The organism is Stutzerimonas sp. NM35, assembly GCF_054604355.1.
Genome location: NZ_CM137728.1, coordinates 1,345,041 through 1,365,244, shown reverse-complemented (window position 1 = coordinate 1,365,244; position 20,204 = coordinate 1,345,041). Strand labels below are relative to the sequence as shown.

Annotated in this window: 19 protein-coding genes; 9 read left to right on the top strand and 10 right to left on the bottom strand. The window is 61.6% G+C overall.

Translation table 11 applies throughout. From position 1 onward, the window contains the following. The first annotated feature begins 2 nt into the window (after nucleotides 1–2). The 3 genes from ACYCFC_RS06480 to ACYCFC_RS06470 all read left to right on the top strand — a co-directional run bounded on the left by ACYCFC_RS06480 (nucleotide 3) and on the right by ACYCFC_RS06470 (nucleotide 2,228). Nucleotides 3–833 (top strand): helix-turn-helix transcriptional regulator, encoded by an 831-nt coding sequence (locus ACYCFC_RS06480; RefSeq protein WP_459653469.1) that lies wholly within the window; start codon nucleotides 3–5, stop codon nucleotides 831–833. 6 nt (nucleotides 834–839) lie between these two features. Beyond that, entirely contained in the window at nucleotides 840–1,631 is a 792-nt protein-coding gene (locus ACYCFC_RS06475; RefSeq protein ID WP_009616203.1) for a hypothetical protein, read from the top strand. 225 nt (nucleotides 1,632–1,856) lie between these two features. Then, nucleotides 1,857–2,228: a helix-turn-helix transcriptional regulator gene (locus tag ACYCFC_RS06470; protein ID WP_256663218.1), complete on the top strand. Its 372-nt coding sequence runs from the start codon at nucleotides 1,857–1,859 to the stop codon at nucleotides 2,226–2,228. A 14-nt stretch (nucleotides 2,229–2,242) separates the two neighbouring features. On the opposite strand, the gene ACYCFC_RS06465 is transcribed toward ACYCFC_RS06470, so the two are convergent. The 7 genes from ACYCFC_RS06465 to ACYCFC_RS06435 form a co-directional block, all read right to left on the bottom strand. After that, complete coding sequence (locus tag ACYCFC_RS06465) at nucleotides 2,243–2,767, bottom strand: helix-turn-helix transcriptional regulator (protein ID WP_459653468.1); 525 nt, start codon at nucleotides 2,765–2,767, stop codon at nucleotides 2,243–2,245. A gap of 4 nt (nucleotides 2,768–2,771) precedes the next feature. Continuing rightward, nucleotides 2,772–3,047 carry a hypothetical protein gene (locus ACYCFC_RS06460; protein ID WP_023087033.1) on the bottom strand — a complete coding sequence of 92 codons (276 nt, stop codon included), beginning with the start codon at nucleotides 3,045–3,047 and terminating at the stop codon, nucleotides 2,772–2,774. 60 nt (nucleotides 3,048–3,107) lie between these two features. Continuing rightward, entirely contained in the window at nucleotides 3,108–4,364 is a 1,257-nt protein-coding gene (locus ACYCFC_RS06455; RefSeq protein WP_009616197.1) for a tyrosine-type recombinase/integrase, read from the bottom strand. 301 nt (nucleotides 4,365–4,665) lie between these two features. Beyond that, on the bottom strand, nucleotides 4,666–6,246 hold the full coding sequence (gene guaA, locus ACYCFC_RS06450) for a glutamine-hydrolyzing GMP synthase (RefSeq protein WP_459653467.1): 1,581 nt from the start codon (nucleotides 6,244–6,246) through the stop codon (nucleotides 4,666–4,668). Nucleotides 6,247–6,350: 104 nt separating this feature from the next. Then, a complete protein-coding gene (guaB, locus tag ACYCFC_RS06445) occupies nucleotides 6,351–7,820 on the bottom strand; it encodes an IMP dehydrogenase (RefSeq protein WP_459653466.1) in 1,470 nt (489 codons plus the stop codon). Between the two features lie 81 nt (nucleotides 7,821–7,901). After that, on the bottom strand, nucleotides 7,902–8,450 hold the full coding sequence (locus ACYCFC_RS06440) for a sugar ABC transporter ATPase (protein WP_181086898.1): 549 nt from the start codon (nucleotides 8,448–8,450) through the stop codon (nucleotides 7,902–7,904). A 71-nt stretch (nucleotides 8,451–8,521) separates the two neighbouring features. Next, nucleotides 8,522–8,980 (bottom strand): multidrug/biocide efflux PACE transporter, encoded by a 459-nt coding sequence (locus ACYCFC_RS06435; RefSeq protein ID WP_459653465.1) that lies wholly within the window; start codon nucleotides 8,978–8,980, stop codon nucleotides 8,522–8,524. An 85-nt stretch (nucleotides 8,981–9,065) separates the two neighbouring features. Here ACYCFC_RS06435 and ACYCFC_RS06430 point away from each other — a divergent pair, with 85 nt between their 5' ends. Next, the gene (locus ACYCFC_RS06430) at nucleotides 9,066–9,944 is read left to right on the top strand and encodes a LysR family transcriptional regulator (RefSeq protein WP_459653464.1); all 879 of its coding nucleotides are present in this window, start codon (nucleotides 9,066–9,068) and stop codon (nucleotides 9,942–9,944) included. A gap of 103 nt (nucleotides 9,945–10,047) precedes the next feature. Here the strand turns inward: ACYCFC_RS06430 and ACYCFC_RS06425 are convergent, their stop codons facing one another. Next, complete coding sequence (locus ACYCFC_RS06425; protein WP_459653463.1) at nucleotides 10,048–11,034, bottom strand: diaminopimelate dehydrogenase; 987 nt, start codon at nucleotides 11,032–11,034, stop codon at nucleotides 10,048–10,050. Nucleotides 11,035–11,188: 154 nt separating this feature from the next. Between ACYCFC_RS06425 and xseA the strand changes: the two genes are divergently transcribed. From xseA to ACYCFC_RS06405, 4 genes are all read left to right on the top strand, one after another. Continuing rightward, nucleotides 11,189–12,565 (top strand): exodeoxyribonuclease VII large subunit, encoded by a 1,377-nt coding sequence (xseA, locus tag ACYCFC_RS06420; RefSeq protein ID WP_459653462.1) that lies wholly within the window; start codon nucleotides 11,189–11,191, stop codon nucleotides 12,563–12,565. A gap of 117 nt (nucleotides 12,566–12,682) precedes the next feature. Further along, nucleotides 12,683–13,507 carry a peptidoglycan DD-metalloendopeptidase family protein gene (locus ACYCFC_RS06415; protein ID WP_459653461.1) on the top strand — a complete coding sequence of 275 codons (825 nt, stop codon included), beginning with the start codon at nucleotides 12,683–12,685 and terminating at the stop codon, nucleotides 13,505–13,507. Nucleotides 13,508–13,525: 18 nt separating this feature from the next. Continuing rightward, a complete protein-coding gene (locus ACYCFC_RS06410; RefSeq protein WP_459653460.1) occupies nucleotides 13,526–14,068 on the top strand; it encodes a hydrolase in 543 nt (180 codons plus the stop codon). Between the two features lie 104 nt (nucleotides 14,069–14,172). Further along, nucleotides 14,173–15,456, top strand: a complete 1,284-nt coding sequence (locus tag ACYCFC_RS06405; protein ID WP_181086904.1) for a mechanosensitive ion channel family protein — start codon at nucleotides 14,173–14,175, stop codon at nucleotides 15,454–15,456. Nucleotides 15,457–15,629: 173 nt separating this feature from the next. On the opposite strand, the gene ACYCFC_RS06400 is transcribed toward ACYCFC_RS06405, so the two are convergent. Both ACYCFC_RS06400 and ACYCFC_RS06395 read right to left on the bottom strand, forming a co-directional pair. After that, nucleotides 15,630–17,738, bottom strand: a complete 2,109-nt coding sequence (locus ACYCFC_RS06400) for a TonB-dependent copper receptor (RefSeq protein ID WP_181086905.1) — start codon at nucleotides 17,736–17,738, stop codon at nucleotides 15,630–15,632. A 54-nt stretch (nucleotides 17,739–17,792) separates the two neighbouring features. Further along, nucleotides 17,793–18,167: a DUF2946 domain-containing protein gene (locus ACYCFC_RS06395; protein WP_181086917.1), complete on the bottom strand. Its 375-nt coding sequence runs from the start codon at nucleotides 18,165–18,167 to the stop codon at nucleotides 17,793–17,795. Between the two features lie 322 nt (nucleotides 18,168–18,489). Here ACYCFC_RS06395 and leuA point away from each other — a divergent pair, with 322 nt between their 5' ends. Then, entirely contained in the window at nucleotides 18,490–20,160 is a 1,671-nt protein-coding gene (gene leuA / locus ACYCFC_RS06390; RefSeq protein WP_181086906.1) for a 2-isopropylmalate synthase, read from the top strand. Nucleotides 20,161–20,204: the final 44 nt, after the last annotated feature.

Genomic DNA, 20,204 nt, shown 5'->3' with positions numbered 1-20,204 from the left:
GATTGCAATTCATCGATTTTCGTCTGCGCTGGGAGCGACGCATCAATCGAACGGATCTCACCGAGCATTTCGCCATATCGGTTCCTCAGGCATCGCTGGACATTGCCAAGTACATAGAGCTAGCGCCGAACAATCTGACCTATGACCGTCGCTCCAAGACCTACACCGCCACCTCACACTTTCAACCGCTTTACCAACGAAGCTCGGCTCAACGCTATCTAACGGAACTGCTGGCAACCAAGATGGGCGTTGTCGAACCGAGAGCCAGCTTTATTGGCTCAGCCCCCGAAACAGATTGGGCTCCATCCCCCTGGCGCTCGATCAATGAAGAGACCGTAGAAGCAGTGGTCCGGGCTATTCGGCAGCAGGAAGCTATTCGAGTGAGCTACCAGTCCATGACGTCTCTAGAAGAGTCAATCCGACTGCTTTCGCCGCACGCTCTCGGCAATGATGGTTTTCGCTGGCACGTGCGAGCGTATTGCCACAAGCGTCAGCGCTTCAGCGATTTTGTTCTCGCTCGAATTTTGCACATCGAAGGGTTCGAGCCGAGTCATGTGGACTCCAGCCAGGATGCTCATTGGCACACCGTTCTGACGCTAGTGCTTGCACCGCATCCCGGTTTGCCTGCAGCTAAAAAACGAGTACTGGAACTGGATTACGGCATGGAAGAAGGGCAGGTCAAGCTTCCCTGCCGTCAAGCTTTTCTGTACTACACGCTAAGGCGTTTGGGCTTGCATACCAAGGAAGCCGCAGACCCTCTCGCGCAACAGATCACGCTGAGAAATCGCGATGAAATCCAACCCTACATCGATGCTTTGACAGCCCAGGCCTGACCTCCCATGACAACAATTTTCGAACTAGTTAAAGACCCCTACGAGCGCAAGGCTCGAGTGGTTCCGGGTCTTCTTGTGGCGTTGCCATTGCTCGTCCCTTTGCTATGCGTATACGGAGCAAAGCATCCTGTGCTCACAGGCGTTATCGGTTTACTTGGCGGCTGCGGCGCCATTTACGCGCTTGCGAGCGTGGCACGTGGGCGCGGTAAAAAGCTTGAAGAGCTTTTAGTCAAGAAATGGGGCGGCATGCCTACAACCATAGCCCTGCGGCATCGCGACAATTTTCTCGATAGCGTCAGCAAGCAGAGGTACCACTCTGCGATCACAACTAAACTGGGTATTGACATACCAACGGCAGAAGAAGAATCAGCGAACCCTGACAAAGCGGACGACATCTACATCGGAGCAACCAAGCGACTTCGCGAACTCACGCGTACCAATAAGCAACTCCTACTGAAAGAGAATATTGCCTACGGATTCCACCGCAATATGCTGGCGATGAAGCCTGTAGGCATCCTGTCGAGCCTCCTGGGAATCCTCTACGGATTGCTGATTGCAAAGGTTCTGCAGATCACGCCTCCCCATTTTTACCCCGTGCATTTTGCAGACCCGGGGCTCGCCGCTGGCTTGACGCTGCTTATTTCGATGGCGTTACTCGCGGCCTGGCTGCTGTACTTCGATCAGAGTGCCGTCAGACGTATGGGGTTTGTGTATGCGGAACGTCTGTTTGAGTGCCTGCCGTCGCTGACTTCTTCAGCATCACGAAAGAAGGCACCAAAATCGACATCTACAGAATGATCCCCTCCGGCTGCACTCTCGTGCAGCCGGCTGAGCTGCTGGGATAAGGGGCAGGATCGAATTAACTGGAGAACTGCCACAACTTCAGCGATGAAATAACATCACTGAAAGCTATCTAGCAACTAATAATCGCACCAAAGTCTGCCCCTGTACGCCGCAGCGGGTTGTCCCGATAAGGCACTGAACCGCACGATGCCCCATCCAACCAGACTCATGGAGTCCGAGATGGAACATCTATCGCCTCCGCCCGGCGCGTCAATCTCCGAGACCGGCCAGTCTCTTCCGATGCCTGACACGGAAGCCTACGAGGCACTGCCGCAGTTTCCGAAGCGAAGCCCCCTGCCCTTCCGGCGCACCATTCGGCGACAAGAGCTGAGGCAGATCATCCCGCTATCTGAGACGACCATCTACGAGATGGAGCGGCGTGGCGAGTTCCCTCGACGCTTTAACCTGACACCACGTTGCGTGGTGTGGGACTTGGCCGAGGTGGAAGCATGGATTGAGGAGCGCAAGCAGGCGCCTCGCAGAGACATCAGCGGCCCGGATGTCCGCCTACGGAAAACCCGCCCGGTTCGGGCGGGTTCGGATCAAGCATGAGGCCTATGATTGCCTTAGCCGACCAGAGCCCCCAGTTCCTCAGAAGTCGAACGTGGTAGACGCCGACTTTCCTTGGCCAGATTGACCTGCAAGGCCACACGCGCCACCTCCAGAACATCCCTGGTCAGCGAGTAGCTGCCCTTGGCCTGCAACCAGGCCAGCACGTCCGCCAGGTGCCAGATCGATGCACTACCCTCGTGCACCGGTGCCGGGAAGCTGCCCGGATTGGCCAGCATCAGTTTGCGCATGTTCTGTCGCGAGACCCCGACCATTTCGGCCACGTCGGTCAGGCCGACCAGATCGGGGGCTACCTCGATCAGCCTGGCCGAGGGCACTGCACTGCGTACGTCGGCCAGTGCACTGCGCACAGCCGTATCTGCACTCTCAGCCTCGCGGGTGAACTCCAGCGCCAGCCGCCCCGGCTGACCGATGCCTACCAGGGCATCGTCGCAGCCAGCCTCGCCAAGGCGCTCGACTAGCACATCCGGGTTACGGTCATCATCGGCTAGTTGGTATTTCAGAGTGAAAGTGTATTCCATCGTGCTACTCCTCTGCGCCGTCGGCAGCCTCTTGCGGCTTACGGTGCGTGGTGCAGTTATCCACGACGCGTCGCAAGGCGCGTGCGTGGTTACCAGGGCTCTTCGGCGTGCTCCACACGCTGGTGATGCAGAACTCGCCGCAACGACACTCTTCGTCGTTGTAGGGACAGTAGATCCGTCCCCAGGCGTGACTGCCGCCAACTTCGATGCGCCACCCCTGCCCTTCGGCATGCTTGAGCGCTTCTTCGACCTCTTTCTTCGGATGTGAGGGACGGGCCATTAATGATCTCCAGTATTCCCACGACTCGACAGGTTGTCAACTGACAACCTGTCCATTCCTCTAAACGGCGGCACTCAACACCGGCACGGTCACATTGTCGGGCAGCAGCTTCGGCACATGAGTCCGACCATCGACCCAGGCATCAACCATATCGGCCCACTCTTGCAGCATGTGGCGACGCTGCTCAGCGTACTCGGCCTTGTTGTAGACCGAGCGCGAGGAACGCCCGTCCTCATGCGCCAAGCACTTCTCGATCCAGTCACCATTGAAGCCCACTTCGTTGAGGAGCGTGGAGCCAGTCCTGCGCAGGTCGTGAACCGTGAACGGCTCCAACGGCAGCCCCGCTTCCTTAGCACGTGATGCAATGAGTTGGGTGATCCGGTTCAAGGTGGCGTGTGACATGCAGCGGTGGATGTCATAGCGCGAGGGCAGCACGAACCTCGAGCCAGCAGCACAAGTGTGCAGCGCGACGAAGATGTCCAGAGCCTGGCGCGACAGGTAGACCACATGGGGATTGCGTCCCTTCATCCGCTGTTTGGAGATCGTCCAGGTGGCGTTCTCAAAATCCACTTCATTCCAGGTCGCCTCAATCAGCTCGCTCTTTCGCACCAGGGTCAGAAGCACCAGGCGCAAGGCCAGACGGATAGTAGGGTACGCAGCAATGGACTCCAACTGATGGAATGCCAGTCGTATCTCGGTCGGGGTCAGCGCTCGATCCTTCGGCACGAAGGTGGCGATTGATGCCGCCTTCACATCGTCGGCCGGATTCTCGACCTTCTCGCCATGCAGGATTGCGAACGCAAAGACTTGCTTCACGATGTCGCGAATGTGGACGGCCGTGGCAGGCGCACCACGGCCCTTTACCTTGGCACAGAGCGCGCGTAGATCGTCAGGGGTGATTTCGGTCAGGAGCCGGTTCTCGAAGACCGGCAGGATGTCGCGGTCGATGATGCTTTTGCGCATGGACCGCGTGCTGTCAGCCATACGCGCATCAGCCAGCCAGCTCTTCAACATGTCACCAAACGACTTGGCGGCTGTCAGACGCCGCTTGGCTCGCTGTTTTTCTAGGGAGGGGGATATGCCCTGGGCGACCATCCGCTTGGCATCCAGAAGCTTCTCGCGAGCCATGGCCAGCGAAATCCCCGCTGGACCATACCGTCCTATGGTCAGCGTTTCACGGCGGCCATTGAGACGGTAATCGTAGCGAAAGGTGACGGTACCGCCGGGCGATACCGTCACGTACATGCCATCTCGGTCGGAAGCCTTGTAGGGCTTGGCTTTGGGCTTGAGATTGCGTAGCGCAGTGTCGGTCAGCATCGAGATTTTTTCCTCCTGTTCATGACGGCTTTTACCGTCAAGGGCCAGGAGACCTGCTGATGCCCGGAAAGCCGCATGGTGCAAGCTTTCCCAAGGAGAGATTTACCGTCAAAGACCGGTTTGGTCTCGATAGTAAACGGGAGGGTCTTAATCCGGCTTCCGATTCCTACCGTCACCCTTACCGCCAGAGCGTTCTGCTGCTCGGCGATAGCCACCGATAGATGCCGCAACGTATTCCTTATCAATCAATACGTTACAGCATCTTATTGACAGGAAGCGACAGCTCCCGCAGGGACTGATTTCACTCCCACTCGATCGTCGCCGGCGGCTTGCTCGACACGTCGTAGGTGACGCGGGAGATGCCTTCGATTTCGTTGATGATGCGGTTGGAGACCTTCTCCAGCAGCGCATAGGGCAGGTGCGCCCAGCGGGCGGTCATGAAGTCGATGGTTTCCACCGCGCGCAGGGCGACGACCCAGGCGTAGCGGCGGCCATCGCCGACCACACCCACGGACTTGACCGGCTGGAACACCACGAAGGCCTGACTGGTCTTGTGGTACCAGTCGAAGTTGCGCAGCTCTTCGATGAAGATGTGGTCGGCGCGACGCAGCAGGTCGGCGTATTCCTTCTTCACTTCGCCGAGGATGCGCACGCCCAGACCCGGACCGGGGAAAGGATGACGGTAGACCATGTCGTAAGGCAGGCCGAGTTCGAGGCCGATCTTGCGCACTTCGTCCTTGAACAGTTCGCGCAGCGGCTCGACCAGCTTGAGGTTCATCTCTTCCGGCAGGCCACCGACGTTGTGGTGCGACTTGATCACGTGGGCCTTGCCGCTCTTGGCGCCGGCGGACTCGATCACGTCCGGGTAGATGGTGCCCTGGGCGAGGAACTGGATGTTGTCGAGCTTGCTGGCCTGGGCATCGAAGACGTCGATGAAGGTGCGGCCGATGATCTTGCGCTTCTTCTCCGGGTCGGCTTCGCCGGCGAGGTTCTCGAGGAACTGCGCTTCGGCGTCGGCGCGGATCACCTTGACGCCCATGTTCTCGGCGAACATCGCCATCACCTGGTCGCCTTCGTGCAAGCGCAGCAGGCCGTTGTCGACGAAGACGCAGGTCAGCTGGTCGCCGATGGCCTTGTGCAGCAGAGCGGCAACCACCGAGGAATCGACGCCGCCGGACAGGCCCAGCAGCACGTTGGCGTCACCGACCTGGGTGCGGACCTGCTCGATCAGGTCATCGACGATGTTGGAGGGCGTCCACAGCGCTTCGCAGCCACAGATTTCCAGCAGGAAGCGCGAGAGGATGCGCCCGCCCTGGCGGGTGTGAGTCACTTCGGGATGGAACTGCACGCCGTAGTAGCCGCGCGTGTCGTCGCCCATGGCGGCAATCGGGCAGCTCGGGGTGCTGGCCAGAATACGGAAGCCTTCCGGCAGGTCGGTGACCTTGTCGCCGTGGCTCATCCAGACGTCGAGGGCGAACATGCCATCGTCGTCCATGTGATCCTCGATGCCGTCGAACAGCTTGGACTTGCCGACCAGATCGACACGGGCATAGCCGAATTCGCGCTCATCGGAACCCTGCACCCTGCCGCCAAGCTGCTCGGACAGGGTCTGCATGCCGTAGCAGATGCCGAACAGCGGCACGTTCAGCTCGAACACCGCCTGCGGCGCGCGCGGACTGCCTTCGGCATGCACGGACTCCGGGCCGCCGGCGAGGATGATCCCGCGCGGGTTGAATTCGCGGATGTCCTCATCGCTCATATCGAAGGGATGCAGTTCGCAATACACGCCCAGCTCGCGCACGCGACGCGCGATCAGCTGGGTGTACTGGGAGCCGAAATCGAGGATCAGGATGCGATGGGCGTGAATGTCGGGATGGGCCATTTTTTCTTCACCTGGATTAAATGGCTGAAGGCTGGAGGCTGGAGGCTGAACGAAAAAGCGTACTCGTCCAGCCTCAAGCCTCCAGCCTCCAGCGAAAAGTTCGATTAACCGACGCGGTAGTTCGGCGCTTCCTTGGTGATCTGCACATCATGCACATGCGATTCAGCCATGCCGGCGCCGGTGATGCGCACGAACTGCGGCTGCGTACGCATGTCTTCGATGGTGGCGCTGCCGGTATAACCCATGGAAGCCCGCAGGCCGCCCATCAGCTGATGGATGATCGCCGCCAGTGTGCCCTTGTACGGTACGCGGCCTTCGATGCCTTCGGGCACCAGTTTTTCGGCACCGGCGGAAGAATCCTGGAAATAACGGTCCGAGGAACCCTGGGCCTGGGACATGGCGCCCAGCGAGCCCATGCCGCGATAGGCCTTGTAGGAACGGCCCTGGAACAGTTCGATCTCGCCCGGCGCCTCTTCGGTACCGGCGAACATCGAGCCCATCATCACCGCATTGGCGCCAGCGACGATGGCCTTGGACAGGTCGCCGGAGAAGCGGATACCACCGTCGGCGATCATTGGCACACCGGTGCCTTCCAGCGCTGCGGAAACATTGGCGATAGCGGAAATCTGCGGCACACCGACACCGGCAACGATACGGGTGGTGCAGATCGAGCCTGGGCCGATACCCACCTTGACGCCGTCAGCACCGGCTTCGACCAGCGCCAGGGCCGCTTCGCCGGTGGCGATATTGCCGCCGATCACCTGCAACTGCGGGAAGTTCTGTTTCACCCAGCGCACGCGGTCGAGCACGCCCTTGGAGTGGCCGTGGGCGGTGTCCACCACCACCACATCGACACCCGCAGCCGCCAGGGCCTCGACACGCTCGGCGGTATCGGCGCCAGTACCCACGGCAGCGCCGACGCGCAGGCGACCCTGCTCATCCTTGGAGGCCAGCGGGTAGGTCTTGGCCTTCTCGATATCGCGGAAGGTCACCAAACCGCGCAGATGGAAACTGTCGTCGACCACCAGCATCTTCTCGATGCGGTGCTCGTAGAGCTTGGTCTTGATCTCTTCCAGGCCGGTGCCTTCCTTGACGGTGACCAGCTTGTCCTTGGGCGTCATGATCGCCGCCACGGAGTCGCCGGCATTCGGCGTGAAACGCAGATCACGACCGGTGACGATGCCGACCAGTTCCTTGCCGGAAATCACCGGAAAGCCGGAGAAGCCCAGTTCATGGGCCTTGCGCAGCAGCTCGCTGATCTTGGTTTCCGGCGTGACGGTGACCGGATCATGCACGATGGCCGTTTCATGGCGCTTGACCTTGCGCACCTCGATGGCCTGCTGCTCGATGCTCATGTTCTTGTGAATGATGCCGATGCCGCCTTCCTGCGCCATGGCGATGGCCAGGCGAGCTTCGGTGACGGTATCCATGGCTGCGGAAACCAGGGGGATATTCAGCTCGATCCCACGGGTCAGGCGGGTTTTGAGACTGACATCCTTCGGCAGGACCTCGGAATATCCGGGGATCAGGAGAACATCATCGAATGTCAGGGCTTCTTGGCTGATACGCAGCATGGCGGGGGCTCCCCAGGCGGGAAAAAGGAAGCGCGGCATTATACCTGCCAGAGCGCCCGCACTCAACGCACATCCGCCGCTTCAGAGATCCACCCGGACCTGTGCGCAGGCGAAGCCCAGCCGTTCGGCGAACGCCTCGACGAAGGCCTCGCTCAGCCCTGCTTCGGCCCAGCCGTTGAAGATGAAGCCCAGGTTGGAAAAGCCGCAGGGCTGCAGGAACAGGAAGCCATTGATGTCATCTTCGAAGCCGCATTCCGGGCAGGTGAATACATCGGTCTCCCCTGGCCACCAGGCTTCCAGGCTGTCGAACAGCGGCACGCCCACTTCCTGGCGGCAATCGGGGCAGCCCGCTTCTCCGAGAAAGTCGCGCGTCGGCATATAGATGCAGCGCTGGGTGACAATCTCCAGGCCGTTATGCGCCTGGCCATACGGCAAACGCTCCGGATGCTGCGCGATGCGCCGGGCTCCCGGCCCGATGGCATAGGCCATGCCATCGCCGCCCTGACCGCACGTGGTCGGCAGTTCCTCGACGATCTCGCTCCTGACCAGCCAGCGCAACAGGGCCCGCGCCTTCGCCTCATGCGCGGGCAGGCTGGATATCCGGGGGACGAGGATCAGTTGCGCAGTCATGACGATACAGGGCGATGACCAAAGGGGGGCGGCAGCTTAAGCCTTGTGCCAGGCAAATCAAGCCCGGGCGCTCAAAGCGTTTGCGAAACCGACCGGCTGCCACCCTGCCCTGTCCAGCGCGCCCGCAGCACATCATAGATCCAGTTGAAAGCCATGGTGTAGGGCAGGAAAAACAGGATCAGGCCGATATCCAACACCAGTGCCTCAAGCAGACTAATCGACAACCACCAAGCAGCCAGAGGTACCAGAACCACAATCAGGCCCAGCTCGAACAGCGATGCATGAACCAATCGCGCCCACAAACCTCGGTGAAAGCCCAAGCGACGCTGCGCCCCGTCGAACCAATAGTTGAACAGCATGTTCCAGAGCATGGCGACGGTGGAGAACATCAGCGTCAAAGCCCCCACCTGGACCAACGGCTTGTCCATCAGCAAGGCCAATGCCGGCGCACTGATGGCTACAGCGATAAGCTCGAACGCAAGCGCATGACCGATACGTTCGCGCACAGAACGCTGCGGTGGCTGGTTCATGAAGACACCTCTCGAATGAAAAACTGGCGCTATCATCATCGGCAAAGCGGTTATCAACAAGTTAGCTGCCATCGGGAAAAGCGATATGAACCACTCCCCAGAGTCACTCCAAGCCTTCGTTCTTGCCGCTAGCTGCGGCTCGCTGAGTGCTGCAGCCCGGCGCTTGGGCAAGAGCCAGTCAACGGTCAGCGGAGCTGTTGCACGCCTGGAGCTCGACTTAGGCGTCCAGCTATTCGAACGCGGTCCCCGCCAGCTGATTTTGAGCGAAGCCGGTGCCAATCTACTGATTTATGCCAAGGAGGTACTGGCTGCCAGCGACCGCCTGACGCGCCACGCCGCACGCATGGCCAGCGGCCAGGAGACACGACTGACATTGGCGCTGTCCGACGCCTACCAGCCCAAACAATATGAAGCGCGTCTGCTGGAACTGGATCAGCGCTTCCCTGACCTGCAGTTCGAATGCCTGCTCGCCGAGCACACCGACGTACTCGACCTGGTTTGCCAGGGGCGCGCTCATCTCGGTCTGCTGGCAGCCCAGCCAACCTATTCAGGGGATATCGCCTATGCCCGCGTCCCGGCCAGCGCCGAGTTTGGCCTGTTCGTCGCGCGTTCCCATCCGCTGGCAGCGCTACAGACCGTGGCTATCGAGGACTTGGCGCGCTGGCGAGCCTTGCGACTGAGCAGCGTGACCACCAGCGATACACCCTCGGATGAGCTGTTCGTCAGCGGCGCCCGCTGTTGGACAGCACCCGACTACCTGTTACTGCTGGAAATGGCAGTGCTTGGTTTCGGCTGGGCAGCCCTTCCGCGCCAATTGGTCACATGGTACGACTCCGGGCAGTTGCAGGAGCTGCAATTGCCCGGTTGGCCCAAACACGTCCCGGTTGATGTGGTCTGGTCACGCCAGCACGAACTGCGCCCGGTTGCCGCCTGGCTGCTCGACCGCCTGCTCGAAAGCGTCTGAGTGGCAATCGCGCACGGCGCCAACCCGGCTCATCAAGACGACCTCTCTCCAGTCGGCTCGACAACCCCGGAGAAATTGTCGAGCGGGCCGGAGCGGCAGCCGGTTACAGCAGTTCTTCGCGCAGCTGCTCGGCGGATTTGATCGACAGCAGCCCCGGTGCCACATCGAAGGCCGTCTTCGCGCCGATCTGGCCCTGCTGGTTCAGCCGGTACGCCGCACGCGCATAGGCCACCAGTACGCTGGCGGTGAATTCGGGGTTGCTCTCCAGCTGCAGCGAGTACTCGATGACCTGGGCATGCGCATCGCTGGTGTTGCCGCTGCGAATCACGAAGCCGCCATGCGGCATGCGCTGGTGATCCCGACGCAGTTGCTCCTCGCTGATGAAGTTGACGCTGGTGTCGTAGTCGGCAAAGTAGTTCGGCATGCTGACGATGGCCTGCTCCACGGCAGCGGCATCGGCGCCTTCGGCCAGCACCACGAAACATTCGCGCGTGTGCTTTTCCCGTGTACTCAGCTCGGGGCGCGCGCCGCTGCGCACGCGGTCGATGGCCACCGGCGAAGGCTGTGTGTACTGCACGCCGGCCTTGACGCCCGGCACCCGGCGCACGGCATCGGAATGCCCCTGGCTCAGCCCCTTGCCCCAGAAGGTGTAGGTCACGCCATCGGGCAGCAACGCTTCGCCGTAGAGGCGATTGATGGAGAACATGCCGGGATCCCAGCCAATGGAGATCAGTGCCGTCTTGCCATTGGCCCGCGCAGGCTCGTCCACCGCCGCGAAGTATTCGGGAATCCGCGCGTGGGTATCGAAGCTGTCGACGGTATTGAACATCGCCGCCAGCTGCGGACCTTGCACGGGCAGGTCGTCCTTGGAGCCGCCGCAGAGGATCAGCACATCGATGGCTTCACGATGTTCGTCCAGTGCATCCATGGCATACACCGGCGTGCCGGCGACAAGCGGCGTCAGCTCGCCCGGGGCACGACGGGTGAAGATGCCCACCAGCGTCATGTCCGGGTTCTTGCCGATGGCGGCTTCGACGCCTCGTCCGAGGTTGCCGTAACCGGCGATGCCAATCCGAATCTGCTTGCTCATACACAGCTCCTTGCTGGTTCAATGACCGTTTGTGGCGGCATGGCCACACCGATGAAAGGTGCGAATGGTACGGGCTGCGCCAATTTGGTGCATCCCACTTGCGCAACGAAGGTTTTTGCCCCTGCTCGCCTATCAAGGCCTTATCATGCCGCCCATGCTCAAAGATCCCTTCCAGCGCCTCAATCTCGACCGCGAGGTCCTCAGCGTCAGCCAGCTCAATGGCCGTGCCCGGCTGTTGCTCGAAGACGTGTTCGCCCAGGTCTGGGTCGAGGGTGAGATTTCCAATCTTGCCCGCCCCGCCTCCGGCCACCTCTATTTCACCCTCAAGGACAAGAACGCCCAGGTGCGCTGCGCGCTGTTCCGGCAGAACGCCCTGCGGGTGCGCCAGGCGCTGCGCGACGGGCTGGCGGTCAAGGTGCGCGGCAAGGTTTCGCTGTTCGAGGGGCGCGGCGACTACCAGTTGATTCTCGACTCGCTGGAGCCGGCTGGCGATGGCGCCCTGCGCCTGGCCTTCGAGGCGTTGAAGGAAAAGCTCGCCGCCGAAGGCCTGTTTGACGCCGGCAGCAAACGCGGCCTGCCCGCCCATCCGCAGCGCATCGGTATCGTCAGTTCGCCAACCGGCGCGGTGATACGCGACATCATCTCGGTGTTCCGCCGTCGCGCACCGCATGTGGCGCTGACCCTGGTGCCTAGCGCCGTCCAGGGCCGCGAGGCGACCGCGCAGATCGTGCGCGCCCTGGAGCTGGCCGACCGTGGCGGTTTCGATGCGCTGATCCTGGCGCGCGGCGGCGGTTCGCTGGAAGACCTCTGGTGCTTCAACGAAGAAGCCGTCGCCCGCGCCGTGGCCGCCTGCCAGACACCGATCATCAGCGCTGTCGGCCACGAAACCGACGTATCCATCGCCGATTTCGTCGCCGATGTGCGCGCACCCACACCTTCCGCCGCCGCCGAACTGCTGGCGCCCAGCAGCACGGATATCCGCCAGCGCCTGGAAAGTCTGCGTCAGCGCCTGCTGCTGCGCATGCGCGAACGCCTGCTGCGCGAAGGCGCGCGCCTCGATGGGCTGAGCCAGCGCCTGCGTCATCCCGGTGAGCGTCTGCAACAGCAGGCCCAGCGTATCGACGATCTGGAGCAGCGCCTGTTGCGCGGCATCGACCGTCGTCTCTGTGCGGGCCAGGAGCGTCTGGCTCGCCTCGACACCCGTCTGAGCGCACAGCATCCGGGCCGCACACTGGCATTGCTGCGCCAGCGTCTGGAGCATCTGTCCCAACGCATGCCGCGCGCCATGCAGGAACGGCTGAACAGCCGCCGCCAGCAGTTACAGGGCCTGGCGCAGACGCTCAATGTCGTCAGCCCGCTGGCCACCCTGTCCCGTGGCTACAGCATCCTTCTGGACGAGCGTGGCCAGGCGATCTACCGTGCCAGCCAGACGCACCCCGGCCAGCGCCTCAAGGCCCGCCTCGGCGAAGGGGAACTGGATGTGCGGGTTGAAGACAACCATCTGCAGCCGGTGACGCTGCCGCTGCTCTGAAAAAGCCTATGCGCCCATTACGTGGGCTGCATTCTGAAAGTCCGTAAGCGGCAGGCCGCCCTTCCCCTTGCCTGGCGTTTACGCGAGGATGAGCCGTCCTTTCAAGCGGAACCGCTTATGTCACGCGTCATTGCTCTGCTGCTTTCATTCGCACTCAGCCTTTCCGCCCACGCCGAAGGCTTCATCACGCGCCTGCTGAACAAGCCCGTGCCGGGCGGGGTGGCGGTGGTCGAACTGGGCAACGGCGCCACGCCACCGCAAGTGCGCTATCAGGACAAACCCGCGCTGGTGATTCGCGAGGACGGCCAGCGCTGGATCGCCATCCTCGGCATTCCGCTCACCGTCAAACCCGGCGAGCAGCAGGTGCAGGTCGATGGCAGCCTGCGCAGTTTTCAGGTCCGGCCTCGCGAATATCGCGCACAGCACATCACCCTGAAGAACCAACGTCAGGTCAACCCGAATCCGGATGATCTCAGACGCATCGAGCGCGAACTGGCCGAACAGACCGCGGCCTACCGCCAGTTCAGTCCCGGCCAGCCCAGCAATCTGCTGTTCGACAAGCCCGTCGACGGCCCGCTCTCCTCCCCTTTCGGTTTGCGCCGCTTCTTCAACGGCGAGGAACGCAACCCACATTCGGGGCTGGATTTCGCCGCCAGAACCGGCACGCCGATCAAGGCGCCGGCGGCGGGCCGGGTGATCCTCACCGGCGACTATTTCTTCAACGGCAAGACGGTATTTCTTGACCATGGCCAGGGGCTGATCAGCATGTTCTGCCACCTGTCGGCCGTCGACGTGAAGACCGGCGATCAACTGGGGCGCGGCGACATCCTCGGCAAGGTCGGCGCCACGGGCCGCGCCACCGGACCGCACCTGCACTGGAACGTCAGCCTCAATGATGCCCGCGTCGATCCATCGATATTCATCGGCGCGTTCAAACACTGACCCACAAGGAAAACAGCCATGCGCATCAGAGCCACCCAATCCACCCTGCTCATCGTCGATATCCAGGAACGCCTGCTGCCGGCCATTCTCGATGGCGCCAGCATGATCGAACATACCGCCTGGCTGCAGCAGATCGCGGGGCGTGTCGGCGTGCCAACGCTGATCACCGAGCAGTACAGCAAGGGCCTGGGACCGACCGTTCAGACCCTGCGCGAAGGTGTCGAGGCCAACGCGATTCTGGAAAAGATGGAGTTCTCCAGCGCCGCCGACGGCGAGCTGTTCAAGCACCCCGGTGGCGAACGTCAACAATTCGTGATCTGCGGCTGCGAAACCCATGTCTGCGTCATGCAGACCGTGCTCGACCTGCTGGAGCGAGGCAATCAGGTGTTCGTCGTCGAGGAAGCGGTCAGTTCGCGCCGCGCCTCGGACAAGGCGCTGGCGTTGCAGCGCATGCGCCAAGCCGGTGCCGAGATCGTCTCGCGGGAGATGGTGGCCTTCGAATGGATGGAGCGCGCCGGTACCGATCTGTTCAGGAGCATCAGCCGCGAATTCATTCGCTGAGCCTGTAATTTGCTACCGCTCCGTTTGGGACTGCCTGGCGGATTTGTTAAGGTCCGCCCCCGTGCGGCACGTTCCGCCGCAACGAGAACCGAACGGAGTATCAAATGACTGACGAGTTTGCCGGCTGGCTGGACTGGCTCAGAGCCCACCCTGAACTGCAGACACTGGCCGCCTGCGCCGCGCTGATCTTTGCCGCCTGGCTGTCCAACTGGGTCGTCAAGCGCATCCTGGTGCGCGGCCTTTATCACCTGCTGCGCCATGCCCGCGATGCGCAGCTGCAGGATTTCGGCGTCATCAAGCGGCTGTCCAATATCGTCCCGGCGCTGGTGCTGTCGGTCGGCATCAATGCCGTGCCGGGGCTGCCGGAAGCTGTCGTGACGGTGGTAAAGAACGTCTGCGGCGGTTTTATCGTGCTGACCATCGCACTCGCCCTGGCGGCAGTGCTGGACATCGTCAACCTGCTCTACCAGCGCCGTTCGGATGCCCACCTGCACCCGATCAAGGGCTATCTGCAGGTGGTGAAGATCGTCCTCTACGCCATCGCCACCATCCTGATCATCGCCACCCTGATAGATCGCTCGCCGCTGATCCTGCTGTCCGGTCTCGGCGCCATGGCTGCGGTGCTCATGCTGATCTTCCAAGACACCCTGCTGTCGCTGGTGGCCAGTGTGCAGATCACCTCCAACGACCTGATTCGCGTCGGCGACTGGGTGGAAATGCCGCAACTCAATGCCGATGGCGATGTGATCGACATCGCCCTGCATACGGTCAAGATCCAGAACTGGGATAAGACCATCACCAGCATCCCGACCAAGCGCTTCATTTCCGACTCGTTCAAGAACTGGCGCGGGATGCAGGAAAGCGGCGGTCGCCGTATCAAGCGAGCCATCTACCTGGATCAGCAGAGCGTGCATTTCCTCGATGCCGAAGAACGCAAGCATCTGCATCGTTTCAGCCTGCTGGATGAATACCTGACGGACAAGCGCAAGGAAATCGACGCCTGGAACGAGAAGCTCGCCGAGCGCGGCCAGGAACCGGTCAACACCCGCCGCGTCACCAACATCGGCACTTTCAGGGCCTACGTGGAGCGCTACCTGCGTAGCCATTCCGGTATCCACCAGAACATGACTTTCATCGTGCGCCAGTTGGCCCCCACCGCAGACGGTCTGCCGCTGGAAATATACTGCTTCACCAACACAGTGGCCTGGGTGCAGTACGAAGCGATCCAGTCGGACATCTTCGATCACCTGCTGGCCATCCTCCCGGAGTTCGGCCTGCGCGTATTCCAGCACCCGAGCGGTGCCGATATGCGTGCCTGGTGCGATGTTCTGGATACACGCGGCGAACCTTCACTGCCACGGCTCGAACGAGAGCAGCAACCAGCCTGACAGTCGGGAAGTAATCGTAGGTTGGCGCTGAGGCACGAAGCACATGGGCGACCTCTGGCACTGCCCATTGCCTCATCCCTGATGCCAGCGCCGCGGGCTGCCCCTGCACCCCGCGCCTCAGCGCCAACCTACGTCCGGAGCGGGAATTGCTCCCGCCCCTTGCCACTGTTGAATCAGAAACTCATATCGACGCGAGCCCAGTACGTGCGGCCCGGTTGGTTGATGCGCTCATCGGCGGACAGGCCGATACCGGCGTTGCCGGCCTGGTTGAGGTGCTCGCTGTAGGCCTTGTCGAACAGATTGTCGATGCCGGTAGTGAGCTTGAAGTGCTGGTTCAGGCGATAGGCGCCATTGACCGAGAACACGCCGAAGCCGGAGCTTTCGTCGAAGTCCTTGCTGGTCACGTTGCCTTTGTTCTCGGCTACGCGATTCTGCGCCGCGACCACGCGCCAGAGGCCGGCAGCGCTCCAGTCGCCCTGCTCGTAGGTCAGGCCCAGACGTCCTTCCAGCGGTGGCATCTGCGGCAGCGCCTCGCCATCGGAGCTGTTCTTGCCCCAGGCATAAGCCAGGCTGGCATCGGTCTTCCAGTTGGGGGTCAGGCGATAGCTGGCGCCCAGCTCGCCGCCCATGATGCGTGCATCGATGTTGTCGGCGCTTGAGGAAGACATGCCCATCATGTTGGTCTGGTAGCTGAACAGGATGTAGTCACGCACCTGCCCGACATAAGCCGACGCCCAGGCCTCCAGCGGCCCCTGGCTGTACTGGAGACCGAAATCCAGCTGGGTGGTCTTTTCCGGTTGTACATTCGCGAAGGCGTTGGCACCGCCGGAAAACAGCTCCCAGTAGTCGGGGAAGCGCTGGGTGTGACCCAAGCCTACGTAGGCGGTTGCCGGTAGAGATTGCAGGTCATGCTCGTAGCGCAGGAAGCCGCTCGGCAGATTGTCGCTGCGGCTGTCGCCTGCCGACGGTCCGGTGCTGCGGTAATCCTTGGCTGTCACATGATCCAGGCGCGCGCCGCCGATCAGGCGGCTGTCATCGCCCAAATTGCGAGTCAGCTCGCCGAACAGGCCATAATTGTGAAAGTCGGCGTCCTTGTCCCAGGCGAAGCGGTCATGCTCGATGAGCGTGCCGGTCATCATATCGAACTGGGAATTGCGTTTGCGGTGCTCGTTACGTTGCGCATCCAGGCCGGTTACCAGCTCGTAATCATTCCACTGCCAAGTGGTGGCGAAGCGACCACCCAGGGTGCGCCGGTCGACGTTGCTGGCCATGGGATTGGCCATCATGCCCATGCCCGAGGGTGTGCGCAGGCTGTAATTGTCCATCACATGGTCGGCATAGTTGTAATAAACCCGCGCCTCGATCTTCTGCAGCACCTCGCCGATATTGTCCTGCTCGAAACGCAGGGCCACGCTCTCGCGCTCGAACTGACTACCATCCATCCCGCGCCCGGCATAACGCGCCTCGCCATCACCGCGACCGACCGTCAGCTCCAGAAGCGTGTCTTCGTTCGGCGTCCAGCCAAGCACCAGGTCGGTGCTCCACTTGTCCCAGCGCGAATGCACGTCGTCACCGTTGCCGTCCTGGTAGTCATCGGAATCAGAGCGGTTGGCGAGCAGGCGGATATACCCCTGCTCGCCACCGGCGGCGGCATCGATATTGCGATCGAAGCGACCGTTGGAGCCGACCAGGAAACTGGCATCGATGCGTCCGCCCAGTTCGCTGAAGCTCTCCGGGTCACGCTCGAACAGAATCGTCGCCGCCGAGTTGCCCGGCCCCCAGAGTACGGTCTGCGGCCCCTTGATCACCGTCAGCGAATCGTAGTTCTCCGGCGTGATGTAGGAACTGGGCGAGTCCATACGGCTCGGGCAGGCCCCCAGCATCTCGCCCCCATTGGTCAGCAGCTTCAGCCGCGAACCGAACATGCCGCGAAACACCGGATCGCTGTTGGAGCCACCGCCCCGCACGGCGGAAAAGCCCGGAATGGTCTGCAGGTAATCCCCAGCATCGCTGGCCGGTACGGGTTGGCGTGGAATTTTCGGGTTGGTGGCCACGGTCAGCGGCGATTGCTGGGCGACACCCGTAATGACCATGGGCGCCAACTCCATGGAGTCATGCTCGGCATGGTTGTGATGCGCGCCTTGCTCGGCGGCGATCGCACCGCTGGCCAGCAGCCCCAGCAGAGCCGCATGGGCGAACTGCCAACGCAGGCGCGATGGCTGGATAGAAAAGGTATCGGACAGGCGCACGCGCGCCTGGGAGCCACGAATGATACGGGACATAAGCATTTCCACTTCTAAAGGTGTTGTACAGCCGTGACAGCACGGCTTCGGACATCAGGCGTGGAAATACGGAGGTGCGCGTGCATGGCCACTGCTGCGGCGCAACGCGCGGATCAGCGGCTCGTCGGGCAGCGGCAGGAAATGCGCCGGCTCGTGCCGAGGCAGGGCCAGATCGAGGGAAAGGGTCAACGGCGGGTTGAGCGTCAGCAGCTCGCAATAACCGCACATCTCCAGTGCGCTCAGCCAGGCCGGTTCCTGGCCCGTGGACTGCCTGTGGTGGCCATGCGCGGAAGGAGAATGAGCATCATGGCCGGCATGCTGGTGATGCTCGCCCATCGGCATCGCAGCCGTCTGCGCCGCCTGTATCGCCGAGTACAACGGACCGACATGAATCATCAGCATGGCGAACAGGCCAAGCCAGATGCTCAATGTCGAAAGCCGTTTGTTCTGCACCACTAAATCCTTGCTTAACAATGACATGGGCTCTGCGCAAGCCGTGATCTGGATGATCGCATGAGCGGTTTGACGAAGCGACTGCGACATAGAGCCGCAAAAACCAAGGGCAATCAAGCGCACGAAACGAACAGATAACAAGCATAAAAATGCTTAGATCGACACTCCAAAGACAATTACTGCCAATTTTTAACGAACTATTGCACGAACACCCTCGCAAGCACTAAGTTCGCACCATAACCAACCGGCAAAACCGGTTTCGATTGCCGTCGCCACGAGCGAACTCCAAGGAAACACCATGACCATGCTCAAGAATCCGTCGAAGAAATATCGCGCTTTTGCCCAGATAGACATCCCCGACCGCACCTGGCCATCGAAGGTCATCACCCAGGCGCCGATCTGGCTCAGCTCCGATCTGCGTGACGGCAATCAGTCGCTGATCGAGCCGATGGACGCGGCGAAGAAGATGCGTTTCTTCAAGACGCTGGTCGCGGTGGGCCTCAAGGAAATCGAGGTGGGATTCCCCTCCGCTTCACAGACCGATTTCGACTTCGTGCGCGAGCTGATCGAGGGCGGCCACATCCCCGATGACGTCACCATCCAGGTGCTGACCCAGGCGCGCCAGGATCTGATCGAGCGCACCTTCGAGTCGCTCAAGGGTGCGAAGAAGGCCATCGTCCACTACTACAACGCCACCGCGCCGAGCTTCCGCCGCATCGTCTTCAATCAGGACAAGGCCGGCGTGGTGAACATCGCCGTGAGCGCAGCGCAGATCATCAAGCGCCTGGCCGCCGCCGCGCCTGAGACCGACTGGCGTTTCGAGTACTCGCCCGAGGTGTTCAGTTCCACCGAAACCGACTTTGCCGTCGAGGTGTGCAACGCGGTGATCGACGTATTCCAGCCGACGCCTGCGCAGAAGCTGATCCTCAATCTGCCGGCCACCATCGAGGCGGCCACACCGAACATCTACGCCGACCAGATCGAATGGTTCGGACGCCATATCAACAAGCGCGACAGCGTGTTGATCAGCCTGCACACTCACAACGACCGTGGCACCGGCGTAGCCGCCACCGAACTGGGCCTGATGGCCGGCGCCGATCGCGTCGAAGGCTGCCTGTTCGGCAACGGCGAACGCACCGGCAACGTCGACCTGGTGACCGTGGCATTGAACCTGTACACCCAGGGCGTCGATCCGCAGCTGGACTTTTCCGACATCGACGCCGTGCGCAAGGTGGTCGAGGAATGCAATCAGTTGCCGGTGCATCCACGCCACCCTTATGTTGGCGATCTGGTGCATACCGCCTTCTCCGGCTCGCACCAGGACGCCATCCGCAAGGGCTTCGCCCAGCAAGACCCGAACGGCGTCTGGGAAGTGCCCTACCTGCCCATCGATCCAGCCGACATCGGTCGCAGCTACGAAGCGGTAATCCGCGTCAACAGCCAGTCGGGCAAGGGCGGCATCACCTTCCTGCTTGAGCAGGAATACGGCATCAGCCTGCCCCGGCGCATGCAGATCGAATTCAGCCAAGTGGTACAGAAGGAAACTGATCGCCTCGGCCTGGAAATGAGCGCCACGCAAATCTACGCCCTGCTCGAAGCCGAATACCTGCAAGCGGTCACGCCCTACGCGCTCAAGAACCATCGCCTGCAGGAAGAAAACGGCACCAGCGCACTGGACGTGGAAGTCACCCACGAAGGCAACAGCCTGCACCTGCGCGGCATCGGCAAAGGCCCGCTGGAGGCCCTGGTCTCCGCCCTGCCGGTCAAGCTGGAAATCATGGACTACCACGAACACGCCATCGGCGCCGGCAGCAACGCCAAGGCCGCGGCCTATATCGAAGTACGCCTGAACGGCGAGCGCCCGCTGCATGGCATCGGCATCGACGAAAACATCACCACCGCCAGCATCCGCGCCCTGTTCAGCGCCCTGAACCGAGCCATGCGTGAAGCCGAGGCAAAAGCGGCTTGATCGCCTGGTTGTGAAGACGAAAAAGGGGATGCTTTGGCATCCCC